This is a genomic window from Pseudomonas sp. NS1(2017) (genome assembly GCF_002269425.1).
Lineage (GTDB): Bacteria > Pseudomonadota > Gammaproteobacteria > Pseudomonadales > Pseudomonadaceae > Aquipseudomonas > Aquipseudomonas reactans.
Window position 1 is genome coordinate 3,290,059 of record NZ_CP022960.1, and the last position, 19,059, is coordinate 3,309,117.

Genomic DNA, 19,059 nt, shown 5'->3' on the forward strand with positions numbered 1-19,059 from the left:
CGTTCTTCGCGAGCAAGCTCGCTCCTACAGGTTATTTGGCGTCGGTAACCGTGAAGTGTTGCCGAGCGCCCGCCACCAGAATCTCCACCTCATCGCCTTCGAACTTGCCCAGCAGGCTTTTGCCCAGCGGCGAGCGCGGGGTGATGACGGTGACCGGTTGCCCGACCACATCCACTTTCAAACCCGCAGCATCCGGCGCCAAAAACAGCCACTGCTGGCGACCGTTCTCGTCTTCCAGCCCCAGTAGCGCGCCAATTTCTATACCGCGTTGATCATCAAAGGCCCGCAGGTGCATGTTCTGGCACAACACCAACGCCTGCCTGATCTCCTCCACGCGTTTGGCTTGCCCCGCCGCCAGGTAGGAAGCCTCTAACCCCAGGGTGTCGTATTTGTTTTCCGCGATGTTTTCTTCGTGGGTCGCGGTTTCGTAAGCGGTCTGTGCTGCGCGTTGGGCAATGTCGAGATCGAGGGTGAGCTTCTCTAATACAAGCTGGTGGACGGCGTGTTTATTCATGAGTCATCAATCACAGAATTGCAGGACATTCGCCCGGGTCTTTTCGTTGGGAGCGTTCTGGTCCTGTTGCAGCCAGAACTGGCATTTGGGGTTGGACAGGTTGCGCGCATTGTTGCGGGCCTGGTCCAGGGTTTGCTGCTGTTCCTGCTTCTGCAGGTTCTGCTGGTACTGCTCGAACATGCGGTTCGGCGGTTCAGGTGTCACCACCGCAGGCTTGCCCAATTGCTGCACGGCCTGGGCCACTGGCGCCAGGCTCTGCGGGAACAGATAGCGCGAGGCCAGCCATGCTGTCAGCGCGAGGGCGATAAACCCCAACCACACGCCAAACGCGATAGCAGCACTGAGCTTGAACAGCGACAACGGACGATCAGACATGGCGGCCTCCTGGCAGGCATAAACGGCGTGGCGGCGATTGTCGCACAGCCACTGTGCAGAATAATCGCGATCAAGCCTTCTGCATCCGCGCATTTATGCGGACAATCGAGCCTTTGAGCGCTGGAGCCCGGAATGAAAGCCCGCTGGGATATTTTTTGTAGCGTCGTCGATAACTACGGCGACATCGGCGTCACCTGGCGCCTTGCCCGGCAGTTGGTGGCGGAGCACCGCTGCGATGTACGCTTGTGGGTCGATGACTTGCGGGCATTCGAGCGCATGTGCCCGGCAATCGATGTGCAGCAAGACCTGCAATGGCAAGAAGGTGTCGAAGTGCGCCATTGGCCGGCCGAGTGGGTGAGTGTGCCGGCGGCGGAGGTAGTGATTGCCGCGTTTGCCTGTCAGTTGCCGCCCGACTATATGGAAGCCATGGCCGAGCGCGAACATGTGCCGTTGTGGATGAACCTGGATTACCTGAGTGCCGAAGAGTGGGTGGTGGGCTGTCATCGCCTGCCGTCGGTGAAATTCAAAGGCGTGCAGAAGTACTTCTTCTTTCCTGGGTTCCGAGCCGGCACCGGCGGGTTGTTGCGTGAGGCGGGATTGTTGGAGCAGCGTAGGGCGTTTCAGCAGGATCCCGGCGCGCAGCGAGATTTCCTGCAAGCTTTGGGCATAGTTCCCGCAGCCGACGCACGGCTAATCTCACTGTTCGCCTACGAAAACGCCGGGCTGGCCGGTTGGTTGGACGTGTTATCGACGGACGGGCGTGCCACTCATCTGTTGGTTCCGGAGGGGCGTATCCTAGGCGACGTGGCGCGCTGGCTCGGTGTGGACCGGCTGGTCGCAGGGGATATCCAGCAACGCGGATCGCTGACGGTGCAGGTCATCGCGTTCGTGCGCCAGGAACAGTACGACCGCCTGCTGTGGTGCTGCGACTTCAATGCCGTGCGCGGCGAAGACTCGTTCGTGCGTGCCCAATGGGCCGGGCGTCCGCTGTTGTGGCACATCTACCGACAGGATGAAGACATCCATCTCGACAAGCTCGATGCCTTCCTGGCGCTGTACACCGCCAACTTATCACCGGCGGCCAGGGCTGCCGTGATCGGGCTCTGGCAAGCCTGGAATACGGACGCCGACATGGCCCAACCGTGGAAAATGCTGCTGGAACACTGGCCTGAAGTGAATCTGCACGCCGAAACATGGTGTCTGGAACAAGGCTTGCAGGCCGATCTTGCGACGGCGCTGGTGCAGTTTTATGAAAGTTGGATATGATACGCCACCTTGAATTTTGTAAATCCCATCCAAATTTCGGATATATGCAATGAAAACTGGTAAAGAACTGAAACCCGGTACAGTGATCCGTCTCGAAAACGACCCTTGGCTGGTTCAGAAAGCTGAGTTCACCAAGTCTGGTCGTAACAGCGCAATCATGAAGACCAAGCTGAAGAACCTGCTGACCGGTTACAAGACCGAGATCGTCTACAGCGCCGATGACAAACTGGACGACGTGATCCTCGACCGTAAAGAAGCGACCCTGTCCTTCATCAGCGGCGACACCTACACGTTCATGGACACCACCGACTACACCATGTACGAACTGAACGCTGAAGATATCGAAGCGGTTCTGCCGTTCATCGAAGAAGGCATGGAAGACGTCTGCGAAGCTATTTTCTTCGAAGAGCGCCTGGTTTCTGTAGAGCTGCCGACTACCATCGTACGTAAAGTGGCCTACACCGAAGGTTCCGCTCGCGGTGACACTTCGGGCAAGGTGATGAAGCCTGCCAAGCTGAGCAACGGTACCGAACTGCAAGTTGCCGATTTCATCGAAATCGACGACCTGATCGAGATCGACACCCGCGAAGGCGGTTCGTACAAAGGTCGCGCCAAGAAGTAATTCTGGCCCTGCCGATACGAAAAAAAGCCCGACCTTGAGTCGGGCTTTTTTGTGGGCGTTACGTTTTACTTCAGGTGTTGCTTCAATTCATCCGAGGCCTGGAGCAGTGCCGAACGCACCGCTGGGACTTGGCTGACCACGTTGAGCAAACCGTAGTCGTGGATCATGCCGTTGTAGCGCACGGCGGTCACCGGTACACCGGCGGCGTCCAGCTTGCGGGCGTAGGCTTCGCCCTCATCACGCAGCACATCGGCGCCGGCGGTCTGAATCAGCGCGGGCGGCAAGCCCTTCAACTGATCAGTGCTGGCCCGCAGCGGCGAGGCGTAGATCTCGGCGCGCTGCTTGGCGTCGGTGGTGTAGTTGTCCCAGAACCACTTCATCATGTTGCGGGTGAGGAAGTGTCCTTCGGCATATTGGTTGTAGGAATCGGTGTCGAAGTTGGCGTCGGTCACTGGCCATAACAGCACTTGGAACTTGATGGCCGGGGTGCCCTTGTCCTTGGCCATCAGGCTGACTACCGCCGCCATATTGCCGCCGACACTGTTGCCCGCGACCGCCAGGCGCTTGCCATCGACGTTGATCTCTTGGCCATGCTCGGCCACCCATTTTGTAGCGCCGTAGGCCTGGTTGATCGCCACCGGGTAGTGCGCTTCCGGCGAAGGCGTGTAGTTGACGAACACCGCCACCGCCCCCGAACCCGTCACCAAGTCCCGGACCAGGCGTTCATGCGTTGGGTAATCCCCCAGCACCCAGCCGCCACCGTGGAAGAACATGAACACCGGCAATGTGCCCTTGACCCCGGCCGGACGCACGATGGTCAGGTCCAGCGGCTTGCCATCGACCTGGATGGTCTTCTGGCTCACCTCTGCGGCTGGCAAGGTCAGCTTCACACCCGCCTGGGCGCCGGTCAGAACGGCACGGGCGTCCTTGGGCGTCAGTTGTTCCATCGGTTTGCCGGTGCCGGCGTTCAACACATCCAGAAAAGCCTGGGTGTTGTGTTCAACGTCACTTGGCGCCGCAAAGGCGTGGGTGACGGACAGGGCGAGCAGGGTGCCGGTGAGTGCTTTACCAATTGTGTTCATTGCGTTCTCCAGGGGCGGCCGAGGTCATTTAGACAGTCACGTGCAGGCGTACATCGACGTTGCCACGGGTGGCGTTGGAGTACGGGCAGACTTGGTGAGCGGCGTCGACCAGGCTTTGCGCGTCGTCTTGAGCCAGGCCGGGCAGGCTGATGTGCAGGTCGATATCCAGACCGAAACCACCGGGGATCTGGCCAATGCCGACGTGGGCAGTGATCGATGCGTCATCCGGGATTTTACGTTTGGTCTGGCTGGCGACGAATTTCAGGGCGCCGATGAAGCAGGCCGAGTAGCCGGCAGCGAACAGTTGTTCAGGGTTGGTGGCCTGGCCACCGGCACCGCCCAATTCTTTGGGGGTGGAGAGTTTGACGTCGAGAATGTTGTCGTTGGAAACAGCACGACCATCACGGCCGCCGGTGGCGGTAGCTACTGCGGTATAGAGCGTTTGCATGGCGTTTTCCTCAGGGTTATTAGCGCTAAATGTTTGCGCGCTAAGTAGTTGGTGAAATGAATGTATAGCGCTAATGTTTAGCGCGCAAGATAAATTTATAAAAATATTCTGAGGCAGGGATGAACGGTAGTTTTCTGCGGGCGCCGCGGACGCGACGCCCTTGATGGGAGAGGTTAAATGCTGCCTTGCAGGTTGGTGCGCAAGGCAATCAGGTCACCTTGCAACTTGCGCAATTGCTCCAGCTCCAGGCCGCTGGCGCCGAGGATGCACTGGGGTATGCCCATGGCCCTGTCCTGCAGGGCGCGGCCGGCGTCGGTCAATTCCACGACCACCACGCGTTCATCTTCGCGGCTGCGGGTACGGCTGAGCAGGCCTTCAGCTTCCAGGCGCTTGAGCAGCGGTGTCAGCGAACCCGGATCGGTCAGCAGCCGACTGCTGATTTCGCCGACGGTCAAACCATCCTCTTCCCACAGCACCATCATGGCCAGGTACTGCGGGTAGGTCAGGCCCAGCGCTTGCAGCAGTGGCTTGTAGACCTTGGTCATCAGTAGCGAGGTGGAGTGCAGGGCGAAACACAGCTGGTTGTCCAGCATCAGTGATTCGCAAGGATCGGGGTTTTTGCTCATGACGGTGCCTCCGGAAAACGTATCTGGGCTGGAATCTAGCGGGCAAATCTTTAATGCGCCAGATAATTCTGTCCAAGCGGTCAGACCAAGCCACTTTGCAAGGCCAGGTCCCAGGGTGGCACCGGGCTGAAACGGGTTTTGAGGTATTCCAGCAACAAGCGGCTGCGTGCGTTGGGTTGCTGTTCCAGGCGCAGCGCGTAGATCCCGGTGGTTTCCGGGCTGGGCAGGCCATTTTCGCAAAACAGCGGCAGCAGTTCGCCGCGCACCAGGTATTCACTGGCCAGCCACGTGGGCAGGTGGGCAATGCCCAGTCCGGCCAGGGCGCCGGACAGCAAGGCTTCGGCGTTGTTGGCACTCATGCGGATGCGACGCGGGCGGTAGGTGGCGCGGCGTCCATCCATTTCAAAGCGCCAGGCGAATGTGGGCGCCAGGCCGTCCCAGTCCAACCCGTCGTGTTCGCTCAGCTCGCGAGGGTGGCTGGGCGTGCCTCGGCTTTTCAGGTAGGCCGGGCTGGCGCAGGCGACGCGCACGATGCTCGCCAGGGGCGTGGCGATCAAGCGTGTGTCGACGAGATGCCCGGCACGCAGCACCAGATCAACCTTGCCCAGGTGTGCGCCTTGCATGTCCACAAAGCTGTCGATCAGATGCAGGTGCACATCCAGCCCGGGGTAGACGTTCAGGAAGTCGGCAATCACCGGCGCCAGGTGTCGTCGACCGAAGGCCGCTGGCGCATCCACCCGAATCAGGCCCTCCGGCGCATGGCTCAAAGACACCGCCTCGGCACGTGCCAACTGCAACTCGCTGACGATCCGCCGCGCCCGCTCGGCAAAGGCCAAACCCGCCGGGGTCGCCACCACCGCGTGAGTGCTGCGTTGGAACAAGCGGCTGCCCACCGAGCTTTCCAGGCTGTCGATACGCCGCGCCACGGCAGAGGGCGTCAACGGATGACGGCGTGCAGCAGCGGAAAAACTGCCGGTTTCCAGCACGTCGAGAAACAGGCTCAGTTGATCGGTCAGGGTATTGGGGTTCATCGAATAAACGCTTATGCGAGATTGGCACAGCCATTGTGCGTTGCTGTGCGTTTCCGTGCCAGCGTCGACTGCGTAGCATGCAAGGCTTGGGATTGCGGAGTAACAAGCGGTGTTGGATTTAGTGACGTACCTGGTATTGGGCGCGGCCCTCGGCACAGTGGGCGGCCTGTTTGGCATTGGCGGCGGGCTGATTGCGATCCCGGTGCTGGGCGTGTTGTTCGGCCTGGATCAGCAGTTGGCCCAGGGCACGGCGCTGGTCATGGTGGTGCCCAACGTGATGCTGGCGCTGTGGCGTTATCACCAGCGCAACCGCATCGAACTACGCCATGCGCTGCCGTTGGGCGTGATGGGGTTCAGTTTCGCCTGGCTCGGGTCGATCTGGGCGGTCGGCCTGGATGCGGGCGCGATGCGCATCGGCTTTATTGCCTTCCTGCTGACGCTCTCGGCCTACAACCTGGTGCGCATGTTCACCCGCAACGCACCGCCGACGGCGCAGATGCGTTACTCCTGGCCGTGGCTCGGGGTGCTCGGCGCTGCCTCCGGCTCCATGGGCGGCTTGTTCGGCGTCGGCGGCGCAGTGGTCGCGACGCCCGTGTTGACCAGCGTGTTCGGCACCACCCAAGTGGTTGCCCAAGGCCTGTCCCTGGCCCTGGCATTGCCGAGTACCGGCGTGACACTGGTGACCTACGCTTGGCACCAGGAAGTGGATTGGATGATCGGCGTGCCCTTGGCCGTCGGTGGCCTGCTCAGTATCAGTTGGGGCGTGAAAGTCGCCCATGCCCTGCCAGAGCGCGTACTGCGCGGGCTGTTCTGCGGCTTCCTGGTGGTGTGCGCGGTGATGCTGACCTTTAAAGTCTGAAACCTTCGATGATGTAGTCCGCCAGGCAATCGGTGATGGGCGAATTCATCCGCGTGTTACGCAGCAAATGCAGATTCATTGACGGCAATGGCGGGAAACCCTCGTCGCGGCCGAGTATGCGCAGGTCATCGGTCACCAGGCTCTCCATGCTAACCATCACCGCCAGTCCCGCATTGACCACGGCCTGGATCGCCGACACGTTGGAGCTGTGATAGGCCAGGCGGTAATCGCGTCCGGCCGCATCCAGTGCTGAGCGGGCCCACTGAGTGTACAGGCAGTCGGTGCCGGACATCGCCAGGGGCAGCGAGTCGTGCTCGTCGCTGCAGAAGCACGGCGCTGCCGCCCACACCATGCGCTCGGTGCGCAACAATTCACCGATCTCATTGCCAGGCTCGCGACTGACGACGGTCAGTGCCAAATCCCGCCGCTGCATCAGTACCGTGGACGCCTCGCAGTGCATCTCGATCTGGATCAGCGGGTACGCCTTGGAGAACTGCTTGAGAATCCCTGGCAGGAACCGCATCACGTAGTCATCCGGCGTGCCGATGCGCACCAGGCCCACCATATGCGGCTCACGCAGGGTGTTGAACACCTCACTGTGTAGCTTCAGGATGCGCCGCGCATAACCCAGCAACACTTGGCCCTCAGGCGTCAGCCGCACCTGGCGACCATCGCGCTCGAACAGCTTGCGCTGCAATACGTCTTCCTCCAGGCGCTTCATCTGCATGCTCACCGCCGACTGGGTGCGATTTACGAGTTCGCCAGCGCGGGTGAAACCGCCCTGGTCGGCGATGGCGACGAAGGTGCGCAGCACTTCGGTGTCGATGCTCGGGAAGCTGGACAATAGATCAATCTCTGAGATGTATTGCATAAGAAACATTCGTTGGATTGATCTTAAGCCCAGGCACACACTTGCGCCATCCCCACTGGAGGGCGAGAAGATGAAAGGTCAAAGAGGTTTTGTGTTGATGGCGAAACGTCCGTTTGCCGGGCTGTTTCAAAAGATTGCTCGGTGGCAGGCGCTGCATGAGGAACGCCAGATGCTGGCGACCTTGAGCGATGATGCGCTCAAGGATATCGGCGTCACTCGCGGTGATGTCGAGCAAGAGCGCCACCTGCATTTCTGGCAGGACCCGCTGCGAAAATGATCGCGGATGCAGTAGGGTAGTCGGCGAGCCCCCACGGAGAACCCCATGCCCGCCGACCTGTCTTTTTCACTCAAGCAAGCACGACGCATGGCGCTGGCGGCCCAGGGTTTTTCCGGGCGCCAGGCGCCTGCATTGATCAAGGCTGCACACCTCAATCGCATGATCGAGCGCTTGGGTGTGTTGCAGATTGATTCGGTCAATGCCGTGGTGCGTTCCCATTACCTGCCGTTGTTTTCCCGTCTGGGCAACTACTCCCCGTTGATGCTTGAACAGGCCGCCTGGAGTCAGGGGCGACGGCGCTCGCTGTTCGAATATTGGGGGCATGAAGCCTCTTTGCTGCCGATGGCGTTGTACCCGTTGATGCGCTGGCGTATGCAGCGGGCGCAGCAGGGGCAGGGGATTTATTCGCAGATGGCGCGTTTTGGCCGTGAGCAGCAAGCCACCATTCAGCGGGTGTTGCAGACGGTCGAGCAGCAAGGCGCATTGGGGGCTGGCAGTTTGTCGACCCGTGAGGAGCGCGCCGGTCCGTGGTGGGATTGGAGCGATGAAAAACATGCACTGGAATGGCTGTTTGCCGCCGGCTTGGTGACGGTCGCCGGTCGACGCGGTTTTGAACGGCTCTACGACTTGCCGGAGCGGGTCATCCCCGGCGATATCCTTCAAACCGCTGTGACTGAAGCCCCAGCCCAGCGTGGTTTGTTGCTGCACAGCGCCACCGCGTTGGGCGTGGGGACTGAAAAAGACTTGCGCGACTACTTCCGCCTCGATCCGGCCGACAGCCGCATTCGTCTTGCCGAACTGGTGGAGGACGGTCAACTGCGGGTTTGCCAAGTGCAGGGTTGGAAGCAGCCGGCGTACTGCCTGCCCGATCCGAAAGTGCCGCGCAAAGTACCGGCCAGTGCCTTGCTCTCGCCGTTCGATTCGTTGGTCTGGGAGCGCAGCCGGACTGAGCGTCTGTTTGATTTCCGCTACCGCCTGGAGATCTACACCCCGCAAGACAAGCGGGTGTATGGCTATTACGTGCTGCCGTTTCTGCACAACGAACGAATTGCTGCGCGTGTGGACCTGCGCGCCGAACGCGCCAATGGGCGCCTCGCGGTGCACGCGGTGCATGAGGAGGAACCGGGCTTGGATGATGAGGGGATGGCGGCGCTGGCGTCGAACCTGTTGCAAATGGCCGGCTGGCTTGGACTGGAACAGGTCCAGCTCAATTGCCAGCGGCCAAGTGCCGACCGGTTGAGGGCGGCTATGTTGTTCAGCGTTTGACCTGTTTCAAGGTCTCGGCAATCAAAAACGCCAACTCCAGCGACTGATCGGCATTCATCCGTGGGTCGCAGTGGGTGTGATACCGATCCGACAAGCCATCCTCGGTGATCGGTCGCGCGCCGCCGATGCATTCGGTGACGTTCTGCCCGGTCATCTCGATATGAATCCCGCCGGCATAAGTGCCCTCGGCCTGGTGCACCTGGAAGAAGTCTTTCACCTCGCCCAGGATCTGCGCAAAGTCGCGGGTCTTATAGCCGCTGCTGGCCTTGATGGTGTTGCCGTGCATTGGGTCGGAACTCCACAGCACCTGCTTGCCTTCGCGCTGCACGGCGCGAATCAGGCCTGGCAGGTGATCACCGACCTTGCCGGCGCCCATGCGCGCAATGAGGTTGAGGCGGCCGGGGTCGTTGTCCGGGTTGAGGATGTCGATCAGGCGGATCAGGTCGTCCGGGTTCATGCTCGGGCCGACCTTGACCCCGATCGGGTTGTTCACGCCACGCAGGAACTCGACGTGGGCGCCGTCCAACTGGCGGGTGCGGTCGCCGATCCACAGCATGTGCGCGGAGCAGTCGTAGTAATCGTTGGTCAGGCTGTCGCGACGCACGAAGGCTTGTTCGTAGTTGAGCAGCAGCGCTTCGTGGGCGGTGAAGAAGCTGGTTTCGCGCAGTTGCGGCGAGCTGTCCATGCCGCAGGCGCGCATGAAGGCCAGGGTTTCGTCGATACGGTCGGCCAGTTGGCTGTACTTCTCGGCCAGCGCGGAGTTGGCGATGAAATCCAGGTTCCACTTGTGCACCTGGTGCAGGTCGGCAAAACCGCCCTGTGCAAAGGCGCGCAGCAGGTTGAGGGTGGCGGTGGACTGGTGATAGGACTGCAGCAGGCGGTCCGGGTCCGGCACGCGGCTTTTTTCGTCAAAACCGATACCGTTGACGATATCGCCACGGTAGGCGGGCAAGGTGATGCCGTCGATGGTTTCATCGTTGGCCGAGCGCGGCTTGGCGAACTGGCCCGCCATGCGCCCGACTTTCACCACCGGGCAGCCGGCGGCAAAGGTCATCACGATCGCCATCTGCAGCAGCACCTTGAAGGTGTCGCGGATCTTCGCCGCAGAGAACTCGGCAAAGCTCTCGGCGCAATCGCCGCCTTGCAGCAGGAACGCGCGGCCCTGGGTCACTTCGGCAAACTGACGACGCAATTCGCGGGCTTCCCCGGCAAACACCAGTGGCGGGTAGCTGGCCAGGTTCTGCTCCACTTGCAGCAAGTGCGCAGCGTCCGGGTACTGGGGTTGTTGCTGGATCGGCAGGGCGCGCCAGCTGTCGGGGCTCCAGGGTTGGCTCATCATGAACTCGATTGGCTGATTGACGGTGGGGCGCCAATGTTATCAGCAATTAGTGCGTGACCTGTTGCTGCCGGTTGGCCGACAATCGCGCCTTTGCCGTGCGGTAAACCCTTTAGGAGTAGTGATGACCGAGGAGCGTGTCGAGCGCCTGCTGGCTGAAGTCCATGATGACTTCGGCATGATCCGCGTGCTCGAAGTGGCCGATTACCGTTTTCTCGAGTTCGGCGATGCCATCGAGCAAAGCTGTGTGTTCACCGCTGACCCGAGCTGGCTGGAGTATGACTACACCCGTGCCATGCTGATCGGCGCGTTGTGCCATGAACAGCCGGAAAGCGCGCTGTTCCTGGGCTTGGGCGCCGGCACGCTGACCCAGGCGTGCCTCAAGTTCTTGCCCTTGGAAGACGTGGAGGCCATTGAGCTGCGCCCCGACGTGCCGCGCCTGGCCATCGAATACCTGGGGCTGGACGACGATCCGCGCCTGTACATCCGCATCGGCGATGCCCTGCAATTGCTCGACAGTGCCGAATCGGCCGACCTGATCTTCGTTGACCTCTACACCGACGTCGGCCCCGGCGTTGGGCACCTGGCCTGGACCTTCCTGGAAAACTGCCAGAAAAAACTCAACCCCGGTGGCTGGCTGGTGATCAACCAGTGGGCCACCGACGATGGCAAGCCTTTGGGCGCTGCGTTGTTGCGTGGCTTGTATCACCGGCATTACTGGGAGTTGCCGGTGAAGGAGGGCAATGTGATTTTGCTGGTGCCGTCGGAGCTGGATCAGGTGCTGGACCTGGAGGCATTGTCCGCTCGCGCCGAAGCCTTGGCACCGCGCCTTGGGTATTCGTTGCAACCGCTGATCAAGGCGATTCGCCCGGCGACCTGAGCTAGATGCCTTTGAATACGCCGGGCCGCTTCTCGATCATCGCCCGCACGCCCTCCTTGGCATCTTCGCTGTTGAGCAGTTTATCCACCATCGGCGGCAACGCCGCTGCCGCCACGGTTTCGCCTTCCATCCGCGCCAACCGCGCCGACATCAACGTGGCTTGAACGCCCAGCGGCGCCTGGCGGGCGATGCGGTTGGCCAGTTCAACGGCACGGGGCAGCAGGTCTTCGCTGGCCATCACTTCCTGCACCAGGCCCAGGCGCAGGGCGTCATGGGCGTCGAACTCATCGCCGGTCAGCAGCCAGCGCATCGCGTTGCCCCAGCCGGCAATCTGATGAAAGCGCAACGTCGCGCCGCCAAACGGAAAGATCCCACGCTGCACTTCCATCTGCGCAAAGCGCGTATTGCTGGCGCAGAGGTTGATATCGGCGGCCAGCATCAGCTCTATCCCGATGGTCAGGCAGTAACCCTGGGCCGCGACGATCACCGGTTTGCTCACGCGTGGGCCGGCAAATACGCCCCAGGGATCGCAACCGCCCAACGGCGGCTGCCAGCCACCGGCCATCACACCGCTGACATTCGCCAGGTCGAGCCCGGCGGTGAAGTGATCGCCATGGGCAAACACCACGGCGACCCGCGCGTCGGTATTTCGATCAAATTCGCCATACGCCAGGCTCAGCTCATTGAGCAGCTCCAGGTCGAACGCGTTGCGTTTGGCCAGTCGGTCCAGGCCTAAAAGCAAGACATGACCCTGGAGTTCACGGCTGACGCGGCTGCTGCTGGCTTGATTCATCGGGTGTGCCCTCGGGCGCGGGGAAGGGTTTCGGACCAAAGGGGCCGAAAGGTCAGGTGAACCGTTTAAGCGTTATGACCAACAGGGCCGGGCCTTTGAAAAATAGACCTTGTCGGTGTTATCTGCAAAGACTGTGATGCAGCGCGGTTTATCGGTGGTTTCCGATAAAAAAAGCTCCCTTTTTCAGCTATTTCCGGTATAGTGCGCGCCGGCCTTTAACCGGGCCGCGTTTAGGTAGCGCAATTCCCCGAAGTCAGCTTCGGCTGCACGTCCGCACAGCGGACTCTCCCTTGACGAATCTTTTTCATTCATTCGTTTTCGCAAATCCCCGCCGACAAAGCAGCCAGGGCGACTCTTGAGTCTCAACACGGCATGCGCAGCTTTGGAGCATGGGTCTTTGCGGATGCACTTAGAGGCAGACCCATGACCCAGGAAACCGGCGGCTTCGCCGCTTTTAATCTGAACCCGAATATTCTTGCAGCCGTCGCAGCGACCGGCTACGAAGAGCCTTCGGCGATTCAGCAGCAATCGATCCCGATCATCATGGCCGGCAAGGACATGATTGGCCAGGCGCAAACCGGTACCGGCAAAACTGCCGCGTTCGCTTTGCCTATCCTGCAGTGCATCGATCCTGCCAAGCGCGAACCGCAAGCCCTGATCCTGGCGCCAACCCGTGAGTTGGCGCTGCAAGTAGCAACCGCTTTTGAAACCTACGCCAAGCAAATGCCAGGCGTAACCGTTGTGGCCGTTTACGGCGGCGCGCCTATGGGCCCACAACTGAAAGCAATCCGTAATGGCGCACAGATCGTTGTCGCCACGCCGGGCCGTCTGTGCGACCACCTGCGTCGTGACGAGAAAGTCCTGTCGACCGTGAACCACCTGGTTCTGGACGAAGCCGACGAAATGTTGAAGCTGGGCTTCATGGATGACCTGGAAGTCATCTTCAAGGCACTGCCACCGACCCGTCAGACCGTGCTGTTCTCGGCCACCCTGCCACAGTCGATCCGTGCCATCGCCGAGCGTCACCTGCGCGATCCAGAGCACGTGAAGATCCAGACCAAGACTCAGACCGTTACCGCGATCGAACAGGCTCACCTGTTGGTTCACGCTGACCAGAAGACCTCGGCTGTATTGAGCCTGCTGGAAGTCGAAGACTTCGACGCCCTGATCATGTTCGTGCGCACCAAGCAAGCGACCCTGGACCTGGCCAGTGCCCTGGAAGCCAAAGGCTACAAAGCCGCTGCGCTGAACGGTGACATCGCCCAGAACCAACGTGAGCGCGTGATCGATTCCCTCAAGGATGGCCGTCTGGACATCGTTGTGGCGACCGACGTTGCTGCCCGTGGCCTTGACGTTCCACGTATCACCCACGTGTTCAACGTTGACATGCCGTACGATCCAGAGTCCTACGTTCACCGTATCGGCCGTACCGGCCGTGCGGGTCGCGAAGGTCGTGCACTGCTGCTGGTGACTCCACGTGAGCGCCGCATGCTGCAAGTGATCGAGCGTGTAACCGGTCAGAAAGTGGCCGAAGTCCGCCTGCCGGATGCCCAGGCCGTTCTCGATGCGCGCATCAAGAAACTGACCAACAGCTTGTCGCCTCTGGTGGCTGACGCTGAGTCGACCCACGGCGACCTGCTGGACCGCCTGACCGCCGATATCGGTTGCACCCCGCGTGCCCTGGCTGCAGCCCTGCTGCGCAAGGCGACCAACGGTCAAGCCCTGACCCTGGCCGCCATCGAGAAAGAACGTCCACTGGTGCCGAACAGCGCGCCACGCGGTGATCGTCCAGAGCGTACTGGCGACCGTCCAGACCGTGGTGATCGTGAGCGTCGTGCTCCGGTGCCATTGGCTGAAGGCCGTGCTCGTTGCCGTACCGCGCTGGGCGCGCGTGATGGTATCGCTGCCAAGAACCTGCTGGGCGCTATCCTCAACGAGGGTGGCCTGGCACGTGAAGCCATCGGTCGCATCCAGGTCCGTGACAGCTTCTCCCTGGTGGAGCTGCCGGAAGACGGTCTGGAAAAACTGCTGGCCAAGCTGAAAGACACTCGCGTTGCCGGTAAGCAGCTGAAGCTGCGTCGCTACCGCGAAGATTGATCCGCCCTTGGGCTGATTGATCGCACATGAAAAATCCCCGACTGGTTCGGGGATTTTTTTTGGCTGCGGGTTGAGGTGTCTGGGTTAGCCGAAACGGTAGATATCCATGCCCAGCGCGCCCAGGGTGAAGCCCTGGTGCGCCACACTGAAATCGCCGCCAGCGCCACGGGCAAAGTACAGTGGCAATAGATGCTCATCACTTGGATGGCTGCGCACAGCATTCGGCGCCTGGCGGCGGTAGTCGTGCAGCGCCGCTTCATCGTCGGCCGCCAGCTTATCGACGACCCAGTCCCGGAAGTCTCGCGCCCAAGGCTCGATGCTCTCAGGCCCCGCTCGCCAGTCCAGCTCGCCCAGGTTATGGGTGATACTGCCTGAGCCGATCAGCAGCACGTCATGCTCGCGCAGGCTGGCAAGGGCATGCCCGACGCGGGTCTGTAGGGCAGGGCCCATGCGACTGGGCAACGACACCTGCACCACCGGAATATCCGCCGCTGGGTACATCAATGACAGTGGCACCCATGTGCCATGGTCGAACGGGCGGCGGTCATCTATTCGTGCATTCAGGCCGTCGGCGTGCAGCAACTCCACAATCTCGCCGGCCAGTTGCGGGTCACCCGGTGCCGGGTACTGCACGGCAAACAACTCGGGGGGGAAGCCGCCGAAGTCGTGCCAGGTTTCAGGCGCGGCGCTGCCGCTGACCAGGAGTTCATGGCTTTCCCAATGCGCCGACACCACCACGATTGCCTTCGGGCGTGGCATCTCGGCAGCGAGTCGCTGGAGGGCCGGGCCGCTGGCACCGGGTTGCAGGGCAAGCATGGGCGAGCCGTGGGAGATAAACAGGCTGGGAAACATAAGTAGGGTCCTGAGCGTTAACATGGGCCCATCTTCAATCAGATCATTGATCTAAATCTAATATAAGTTTTAGCGCCATTTGATCGAATTTTATGGAGGATCTATGGAGCCTAAATTTTGGCAGGAGCGCTGGGCGCGCAATCAGATCGGCTTTCATTTGCCTGAGGTCAACCCTTACCTGCAACGACATTGGCCGCAACTGGCGGTTGCTGAGGGCTCCAAGGTGCTGGTGCCCTTGTGCGGCAAGAGCCTGGACCTGATGTGGCTGGCCAGCCATGGGTTACGGGTTATGGGCGTGGAGCTGTCGGAGCAGGCTGTCGAGGCGTTTTTCAACGAGCAGAACCTTGTGCCACGTATCACTCGGCGAGGTGCCTTTACGGTGTACCAGGCTGATCTGATCCAAGTGTGGTGCGGCGACTTCTTCGCCCTGGATGCCGAAGCCTTGGTGGGGTGCGTCGCGTTGTACGACCGCGCCGCGTTGATCGCCTTGCCACCGCTGATGCGTGCGCAGTACGCCGAGCATTTGAGCCGCTTGCTGCCGTCGGGTTGCCAGGGGCTGCTGATCACCCTTGATTACGACCAGACGCAAAAAGCCGGGCCACCGTTTGCAGTGACGGATGATGAGGTGAGGGTGCTGTTCGGTCCGAACTGGACCTTGGAAACGCTGCAAGAGCAGGACGTTCTGGGGGAGAGCTGGAAGTTTGTGCAGGAGGGTGTCACGCGGCTCGATGAGCGGGTTTATCGGCTGACCAAGGCCTAAATGGTGTCCGCAAAAAAGGGGCGATCCAATCGCCCCTTTTTTTGCCTTGCGGGATATCAGCCCATGCGACGCAGTGCGTCGATACGCTCTTCCAGCGGCGGGTGGCTCATGAACAGGCGAGCCATGCCCTGCTTGATGCCACCGTTGATGCCGAAGGCGGTCAGGCTGTCCGGCATGTGCACCGGCAGGCCCTGCTCGGAGCGCAGGTGTTGCAGCGCTGCAATCATTGCCCCGGTACCGGCCAGGCGGGCACCGGCTTCATCTGCACGGAACTCTCTCTTGCGAGAGAACCACATAGTGATTGCACTGGCCAGGAAGCCCAGCACCAACTCGGCGAAGATGGTCGCCACGAAGTAGGCAATGCCGCGGCCGCCCTCGTTCTTGAAGATCACTTTGTCGACAAAGTTGCCGATGATCCGCGCGAAGAACATCACGAAGGTGTTCACCACGCCTTGTACCAGCGCCAGGGTGACCATGTCACCGTTGGCCACGTGGCCGATCTCGTGGGCCAGCACGGCCTTCACTTCATCGTACGAGAAGCGTTCCAGCATGCCCTGGCTCACCGCAACGAGTGCGTCGTTCTTGTTCCAGCCGGTGGCAAAGGCGTTGGCTTCATAAGCCGGGAAGATCCCGACTTCAGGCATTTTGATACCGGCCTGGCGGGATAGCTCCTCGACGGTCTGCAGCAACCATTGCTCATGCCGGGTACGGGGTTGGGTGATCACCTGGGTGCTGGTGCTCATCTTCGCCATCCACTTGGAGATGAACAGCGAGAACAGCGAGCCGGCAAAACCAAAGACCGCACAGAAAACCAGCAGCTGATTGAGGTTCAGGTCAACCCCGTTGGCCGCCATGAACCCATTGAAGCCGAAAAGGCTCAAGGTGATGCTGGCAATCAGCACGACCGCAAGGTTAGTGGCCAAGAACAGCAGGATGCGCATCATGGTTGTAGAGTTCTCCTCATGCTTAATATGTCGCGTACTGCGGGGTATATAAGGTGCGGCATGGGGTGATTCAACCGAGCGACTATTTCAAACTGTGTCCTACAGCCTGAATGTAGAGTCTTGAAAGGCATTTCCGATAGGGAAAAGACGGCTGAATCGGTTCGCCGGTGCCGCGCAGTCCCGTGAATACAGGGGGTAGCCGGCTTTTTCAGCCACGGCGAAGTGCCTGTACGGCGGAAATCCAGAGAAGTGTTGCCAGATACTCGCTGTACGACCGATTGTCGGCCGTACAGCGTCGTTTGCGCTACTGGCGATAGGACTTGAGGAAGTTGCCGATGCGACCGATGGCCATGTCCAGGTCATCCACACGCGGCAACGTCACCACACGGAAGTGATCCGGCCACGGCCAGTTGAACGCGGTGCCTTGCACCACCAGCAGTTTTTCCGACAGCAGCAGGTCGAGTACGAACTTCTCGTCGTTGAGGATCGGGCACACTTTCGGGTCGATCCGCGGGAAGGCGTACAGCGCGCCCATGGGTTTCACGCAGCTCACGCCCGGGATGGCATTGAGCAGTTCCCAGGTGCGGTTGCGCTGTTCCAGCAAGCGGCCTTGAGGCAGGACCAGGTCATTGATGCTCTGGTAGCCGCCCAGGGCGGTCTGAATCGCGTGCTGGCTCGGCACGTTGGCACACAGGCGCATGTTGGCCAGCATGTCGATGCCTTCGATATAGCTCTGGGCGTTGTGCTTGGGACCGGAGATGGCGATCCAGCCGGAGCGGAAGCCGGCCACGCGGTAGGACTTGGACAGGCCGTTGAAGGTCAGGCACAGCAGGTCTGGCGCCAGTGAGGCGGTGCACACGTGCACGGCGTCGTCGTAGAGGATCTTGTCGTAGATCTCGTCGGAGAACACCACCAGGTTGTGCTGGCGCGCCAGTTCGAGCATGCCCAGCAGGACTTCCTTGGAATACACCGCGCCGGTCGGGTTGTTCGGGTTGATGATCACCAGGGCCTTGGTGTTCGGGGTGATCTTGGCCTTGATGTCGGCCAGGTCCGGGAACCAGTCCGCGCCTTCGTCACACAGGTAGTGCACCGGGTGGCCGCCGGCCAGGGTCACGGCGGCGGTCCACAACGGGTAGTCCGGCGCCGGTACCAGCACTTCGTCGCCGTTGTTGAGCAGGGCCTGCATGGACATCACGATCAACTCGGACACGCCATTGCCCAGGTAGATGTCTTCGATACCGACACCTTCGACCTGCTTTTGCTGGTAGTACTGCATCACCGCCTTGCGCGCACTGAACAGGCCTTTGGAGTCGCTGTAGCCCTGGGCGGTGGGCAGATTGCGGATCACGTCCTGGAGGATTTCGTCCGGCGCTTCGAAACCAAAGGGCGCCGGATTGCCGATGTTCAGCTTGAGGATGCGATGGCCTTCCTCTTCCAGGCGTTTGGCGTGCTTGAGCACTGGGCCGCGAATGTCGTAGCAGACGTTGGCGAGCTTGTTCGATTTGCTGACCTGCATGGCGATGTGATCCTGAAAATGAACGATCCAGACGGTGGGGACACTACCGTACTGCGAATCCTGCGGGGCCCGCACCCATAAATACGTTTGAATGCCGGTGGCGCGGGTGCCAGACTGGCGTTTTGAAGAGGCGCAATCATACGTGCCGCCTGATCCATGGAAAAGACACAGATCAGGCTTTTTCAGTTGCCGAGGTGTACCGATGGATAAGTTGGAAAAAACCCTTGAAGAGTGGCGGGACATGCTCGATCCCGCTCAGTACCAGGTTTGCCGTCTCAAGGGCACCGAGCGACCTTTCAGCGGCAAGTACAACGCCACCAAGACCGACGGTGTGTATCACTGCATTTGCTGTAACGAGCCGTTGTTCGACTCCACGACCAAGTTCGACTCCGGCTGCGGTTGGCCGAGCTTCTACGCGCCGATCGCCGGCAACGCGATGATCGAGATCCGTGACGTCAGCCACGGCATGGTCCGCACCGAAGTGACCTGCGCCAAATGCGATGCCCACCTGGGGCACGTATTCCCGGACGGCCCGCCACCGACCGGCCTGCGTTATTGCATCAACTCGGTGTGCCTGGACCTCGTTCCCCGCTGAATTGAACGGCGTGGCACCTTGTAGGAGCGAGCTTGCTCGCGAAAATCGT

The 19,059-nt window shown here is 60.7% G+C and carries 21 protein-coding genes; 9 read left to right on the forward strand and 12 right to left on the reverse strand.

Annotated elements, in window-relative coordinates:
- Positions 1 to 31: 31 nt before the first annotated feature.
- Positions 32 to 514 (reverse strand): GreA/GreB family elongation factor, encoded by a 483-nt coding sequence (locus CI807_RS15610; RefSeq protein ID WP_095015267.1) that lies wholly within the window; start codon positions 512 to 514, stop codon positions 32 to 34.
- A 6-nt stretch (positions 515 to 520) separates the two neighbouring features.
- Positions 521 to 889: a hypothetical protein gene (locus tag CI807_RS15615; RefSeq protein ID WP_095015268.1), complete on the reverse strand. Its 369-nt coding sequence runs from the start codon at positions 887 to 889 to the stop codon at positions 521 to 523.
- A 132-nt stretch (positions 890 to 1,021) separates the two neighbouring features.
- Between CI807_RS15615 and earP the strand changes: the two genes are divergently transcribed.
- Positions 1,022 to 2,155, forward strand: a complete 1,134-nt coding sequence (gene earP / locus CI807_RS15620; RefSeq protein WP_095015269.1) for an elongation factor P maturation arginine rhamnosyltransferase EarP — start codon at positions 1,022 to 1,024, stop codon at positions 2,153 to 2,155.
- A 49-nt stretch (positions 2,156 to 2,204) separates the two neighbouring features.
- On the forward strand, positions 2,205 to 2,777 hold the full coding sequence (locus tag CI807_RS15625) for an elongation factor P (protein ID WP_003172723.1): 573 nt from the start codon (positions 2,205 to 2,207) through the stop codon (positions 2,775 to 2,777).
- Positions 2,778 to 2,842: 65 nt separating this feature from the next.
- On the opposite strand, the gene CI807_RS15630 is transcribed toward CI807_RS15625, so the two are convergent.
- The 4 genes from CI807_RS15630 to CI807_RS15645 all read right to left on the reverse strand — a co-directional run bounded on the left by CI807_RS15630 (position 2,843) and on the right by CI807_RS15645 (position 5,964).
- The gene (locus tag CI807_RS15630) at positions 2,843 to 3,859 is read right to left on the reverse strand and encodes an alpha/beta hydrolase (protein ID WP_095015270.1); all 1,017 of its coding nucleotides are present in this window, start codon (positions 3,857 to 3,859) and stop codon (positions 2,843 to 2,845) included.
- Positions 3,860 to 3,887: 28 nt separating this feature from the next.
- On the reverse strand, positions 3,888 to 4,307 hold the full coding sequence (locus tag CI807_RS15635; RefSeq protein WP_010211852.1) for an organic hydroperoxide resistance protein: 420 nt from the start codon (positions 4,305 to 4,307) through the stop codon (positions 3,888 to 3,890).
- Between the two features lie 173 nt (positions 4,308 to 4,480).
- Complete coding sequence (locus tag CI807_RS15640; protein ID WP_095015271.1) at positions 4,481 to 4,933, reverse strand: MarR family winged helix-turn-helix transcriptional regulator; 453 nt, start codon at positions 4,931 to 4,933, stop codon at positions 4,481 to 4,483.
- 80 nt (positions 4,934 to 5,013) lie between these two features.
- Positions 5,014 to 5,964: a LysR family transcriptional regulator gene (locus CI807_RS15645; RefSeq protein ID WP_016975382.1), complete on the reverse strand. Its 951-nt coding sequence runs from the start codon at positions 5,962 to 5,964 to the stop codon at positions 5,014 to 5,016.
- 109 nt (positions 5,965 to 6,073) lie between these two features.
- Between CI807_RS15645 and CI807_RS15650 the strand changes: the two genes are divergently transcribed.
- Positions 6,074 to 6,823 (forward strand): sulfite exporter TauE/SafE family protein, encoded by a 750-nt coding sequence (locus CI807_RS15650; protein WP_095015272.1) that lies wholly within the window; start codon positions 6,074 to 6,076, stop codon positions 6,821 to 6,823.
- Here CI807_RS15650 and CI807_RS15655 read toward each other — a convergent pair.
- A complete protein-coding gene (locus CI807_RS15655) occupies positions 6,813 to 7,694 on the reverse strand; it encodes a LysR family transcriptional regulator (RefSeq protein WP_095015273.1) in 882 nt (293 codons plus the stop codon). The two genes, CI807_RS15650 and CI807_RS15655, sit on opposite strands and share 11 nt — an antisense overlap.
- Positions 7,695 to 7,764: 70 nt before the next feature.
- Between CI807_RS15655 and CI807_RS15660 the strand changes: the two genes are divergently transcribed.
- Together CI807_RS15660 and CI807_RS15665 are read left to right on the forward strand one after the other, a co-directional pair.
- A complete protein-coding gene (locus CI807_RS15660; protein WP_177409582.1) occupies positions 7,765 to 7,971 on the forward strand; it encodes a DUF1127 domain-containing protein in 207 nt (68 codons plus the stop codon).
- A gap of 45 nt (positions 7,972 to 8,016) precedes the next feature.
- Positions 8,017 to 9,237, forward strand: coding sequence for a winged helix-turn-helix domain-containing protein (locus CI807_RS15665; RefSeq protein WP_095015275.1), 1,221 nt, complete (start codon positions 8,017 to 8,019; stop codon positions 9,235 to 9,237).
- On the opposite strand, the gene CI807_RS15670 is transcribed toward CI807_RS15665, so the two are convergent.
- Entirely contained in the window at positions 9,227 to 10,573 is a 1,347-nt protein-coding gene (locus CI807_RS15670) for a class II 3-deoxy-7-phosphoheptulonate synthase (RefSeq protein ID WP_016975387.1), read from the reverse strand. The genes CI807_RS15665 and CI807_RS15670 overlap by 11 nt on opposite strands.
- A gap of 124 nt (positions 10,574 to 10,697) precedes the next feature.
- Here CI807_RS15670 and CI807_RS15675 point away from each other — a divergent pair, with 124 nt between their 5' ends.
- Positions 10,698 to 11,453, forward strand: coding sequence for a spermidine synthase (locus tag CI807_RS15675; protein ID WP_016975388.1), 756 nt, complete (start codon positions 10,698 to 10,700; stop codon positions 11,451 to 11,453).
- A 1-nt stretch (position 11,454) separates the two neighbouring features.
- On the opposite strand, the gene CI807_RS15680 is transcribed toward CI807_RS15675, so the two are convergent.
- On the reverse strand, positions 11,455 to 12,246 hold the full coding sequence (locus CI807_RS15680) for a crotonase/enoyl-CoA hydratase family protein (protein ID WP_095015276.1): 792 nt from the start codon (positions 12,244 to 12,246) through the stop codon (positions 11,455 to 11,457).
- Between the two features lie 423 nt (positions 12,247 to 12,669).
- On the opposite strand from CI807_RS15680, the gene CI807_RS15685 reads away from it, so the two are divergent.
- Entirely contained in the window at positions 12,670 to 14,343 is a 1,674-nt protein-coding gene (locus CI807_RS15685; protein ID WP_095015277.1) for a DEAD/DEAH box helicase, read from the forward strand.
- 84 nt (positions 14,344 to 14,427) lie between these two features.
- On the opposite strand, the gene CI807_RS15690 is transcribed toward CI807_RS15685, so the two are convergent.
- Entirely contained in the window at positions 14,428 to 15,195 is a 768-nt protein-coding gene (locus CI807_RS15690) for a class III extradiol ring-cleavage dioxygenase (RefSeq protein ID WP_095015278.1), read from the reverse strand.
- 103 nt (positions 15,196 to 15,298) lie between these two features.
- On the opposite strand from CI807_RS15690, the gene CI807_RS15695 reads away from it, so the two are divergent.
- Positions 15,299 to 15,955, forward strand: a complete 657-nt coding sequence (locus tag CI807_RS15695) for a thiopurine S-methyltransferase (RefSeq protein WP_095015279.1) — start codon at positions 15,299 to 15,301, stop codon at positions 15,953 to 15,955.
- Between the two features lie 56 nt (positions 15,956 to 16,011).
- Here the strand turns inward: CI807_RS15695 and htpX are convergent, their stop codons facing one another.
- Both htpX and CI807_RS15705 read right to left on the reverse strand, forming a co-directional pair.
- The gene (gene htpX / locus CI807_RS15700; protein ID WP_016978461.1) at positions 16,012 to 16,899 is read right to left on the reverse strand and encodes a protease HtpX; all 888 of its coding nucleotides are present in this window, start codon (positions 16,897 to 16,899) and stop codon (positions 16,012 to 16,014) included.
- Positions 16,900 to 17,203: 304 nt separating this feature from the next.
- The gene (locus CI807_RS15705) at positions 17,204 to 18,415 is read right to left on the reverse strand and encodes a pyridoxal phosphate-dependent aminotransferase (protein WP_016978462.1); all 1,212 of its coding nucleotides are present in this window, start codon (positions 18,413 to 18,415) and stop codon (positions 17,204 to 17,206) included.
- Between the two features lie 202 nt (positions 18,416 to 18,617).
- On the opposite strand from CI807_RS15705, the gene msrB reads away from it, so the two are divergent.
- Positions 18,618 to 19,010 carry a peptide-methionine (R)-S-oxide reductase MsrB gene (gene msrB, locus CI807_RS15710; RefSeq protein WP_095015280.1) on the forward strand — a complete coding sequence of 131 codons (393 nt, stop codon included), beginning with the start codon at positions 18,618 to 18,620 and terminating at the stop codon, positions 19,008 to 19,010.
- The last annotated feature ends 49 nt before the right edge of the window (positions 19,011 to 19,059 follow it).

Bases quoted from the DNA above. Each gene is read 5' to 3' on its own strand.
- CI807_RS15665 (WP_095015275.1), top strand. From the start codon at position 8,017: ATGCCCGCCGACCTGTCTTTTTCACTCAAGCAAGCACGACGCATGGCG.
- CI807_RS15660 (WP_177409582.1), top strand. From the start codon at position 7,765: ATGAAAGGTCAAAGAGGTTTTGTGTTGATGGCGAAACGTCCGTTTGCC.
- CI807_RS15685 (WP_095015277.1), top strand. From the start codon at position 12,670: ATGACCCAGGAAACCGGCGGCTTCGCCGCTTTTAATCTGAACCCGAAT.
- CI807_RS15680 (WP_095015276.1), bottom strand. From the start codon at position 12,246: ATGAATCAAGCCAGCAGCAGCCGCGTCAGCCGTGAACTCCAGGGTCAT.
- msrB (WP_095015280.1), top strand. From the start codon at position 18,618: ATGGATAAGTTGGAAAAAACCCTTGAAGAGTGGCGGGACATGCTCGAT.
- CI807_RS15635 (WP_010211852.1), bottom strand. From the start codon at position 4,307: ATGCAAACGCTCTATACCGCAGTAGCTACCGCCACCGGCGGCCGTGAT.
- CI807_RS15615 (WP_095015268.1), bottom strand. From the start codon at position 889: ATGTCTGATCGTCCGTTGTCGCTGTTCAAGCTCAGTGCTGCTATCGCG.
- CI807_RS15705 (WP_016978462.1), bottom strand. From the start codon at position 18,415: ATGCAGGTCAGCAAATCGAACAAGCTCGCCAACGTCTGCTACGACATT.
- CI807_RS15630 (WP_095015270.1), bottom strand. From the start codon at position 3,859: ATGAACACAATTGGTAAAGCACTCACCGGCACCCTGCTCGCCCTGTCC.
- CI807_RS15645 (WP_016975382.1), bottom strand. From the start codon at position 5,964: ATGAACCCCAATACCCTGACCGATCAACTGAGCCTGTTTCTCGACGTG.
- CI807_RS15695 (WP_095015279.1), top strand. From the start codon at position 15,299: ATGGAGCCTAAATTTTGGCAGGAGCGCTGGGCGCGCAATCAGATCGGC.
- CI807_RS15625 (WP_003172723.1), top strand. From the start codon at position 2,205: ATGAAAACTGGTAAAGAACTGAAACCCGGTACAGTGATCCGTCTCGAA.
- earP (WP_095015269.1), top strand. From the start codon at position 1,022: ATGAAAGCCCGCTGGGATATTTTTTGTAGCGTCGTCGATAACTACGGC.
- CI807_RS15670 (WP_016975387.1), bottom strand. From the start codon at position 10,573: ATGAGCCAACCCTGGAGCCCCGACAGCTGGCGCGCCCTGCCGATCCAG.
- CI807_RS15610 (WP_095015267.1), bottom strand. From the start codon at position 514: ATGAATAAACACGCCGTCCACCAGCTTGTATTAGAGAAGCTCACCCTC.
- CI807_RS15675 (WP_016975388.1), top strand. From the start codon at position 10,698: ATGACCGAGGAGCGTGTCGAGCGCCTGCTGGCTGAAGTCCATGATGAC.
- CI807_RS15640 (WP_095015271.1), bottom strand. From the start codon at position 4,933: ATGAGCAAAAACCCCGATCCTTGCGAATCACTGATGCTGGACAACCAG.
- CI807_RS15690 (WP_095015278.1), bottom strand. From the start codon at position 15,195: ATGTTTCCCAGCCTGTTTATCTCCCACGGCTCGCCCATGCTTGCCCTG.
- CI807_RS15655 (WP_095015273.1), bottom strand. From the start codon at position 7,694: ATGCAATACATCTCAGAGATTGATCTATTGTCCAGCTTCCCGAGCATC.
- htpX (WP_016978461.1), bottom strand. From the start codon at position 16,899: ATGATGCGCATCCTGCTGTTCTTGGCCACTAACCTTGCGGTCGTGCTG.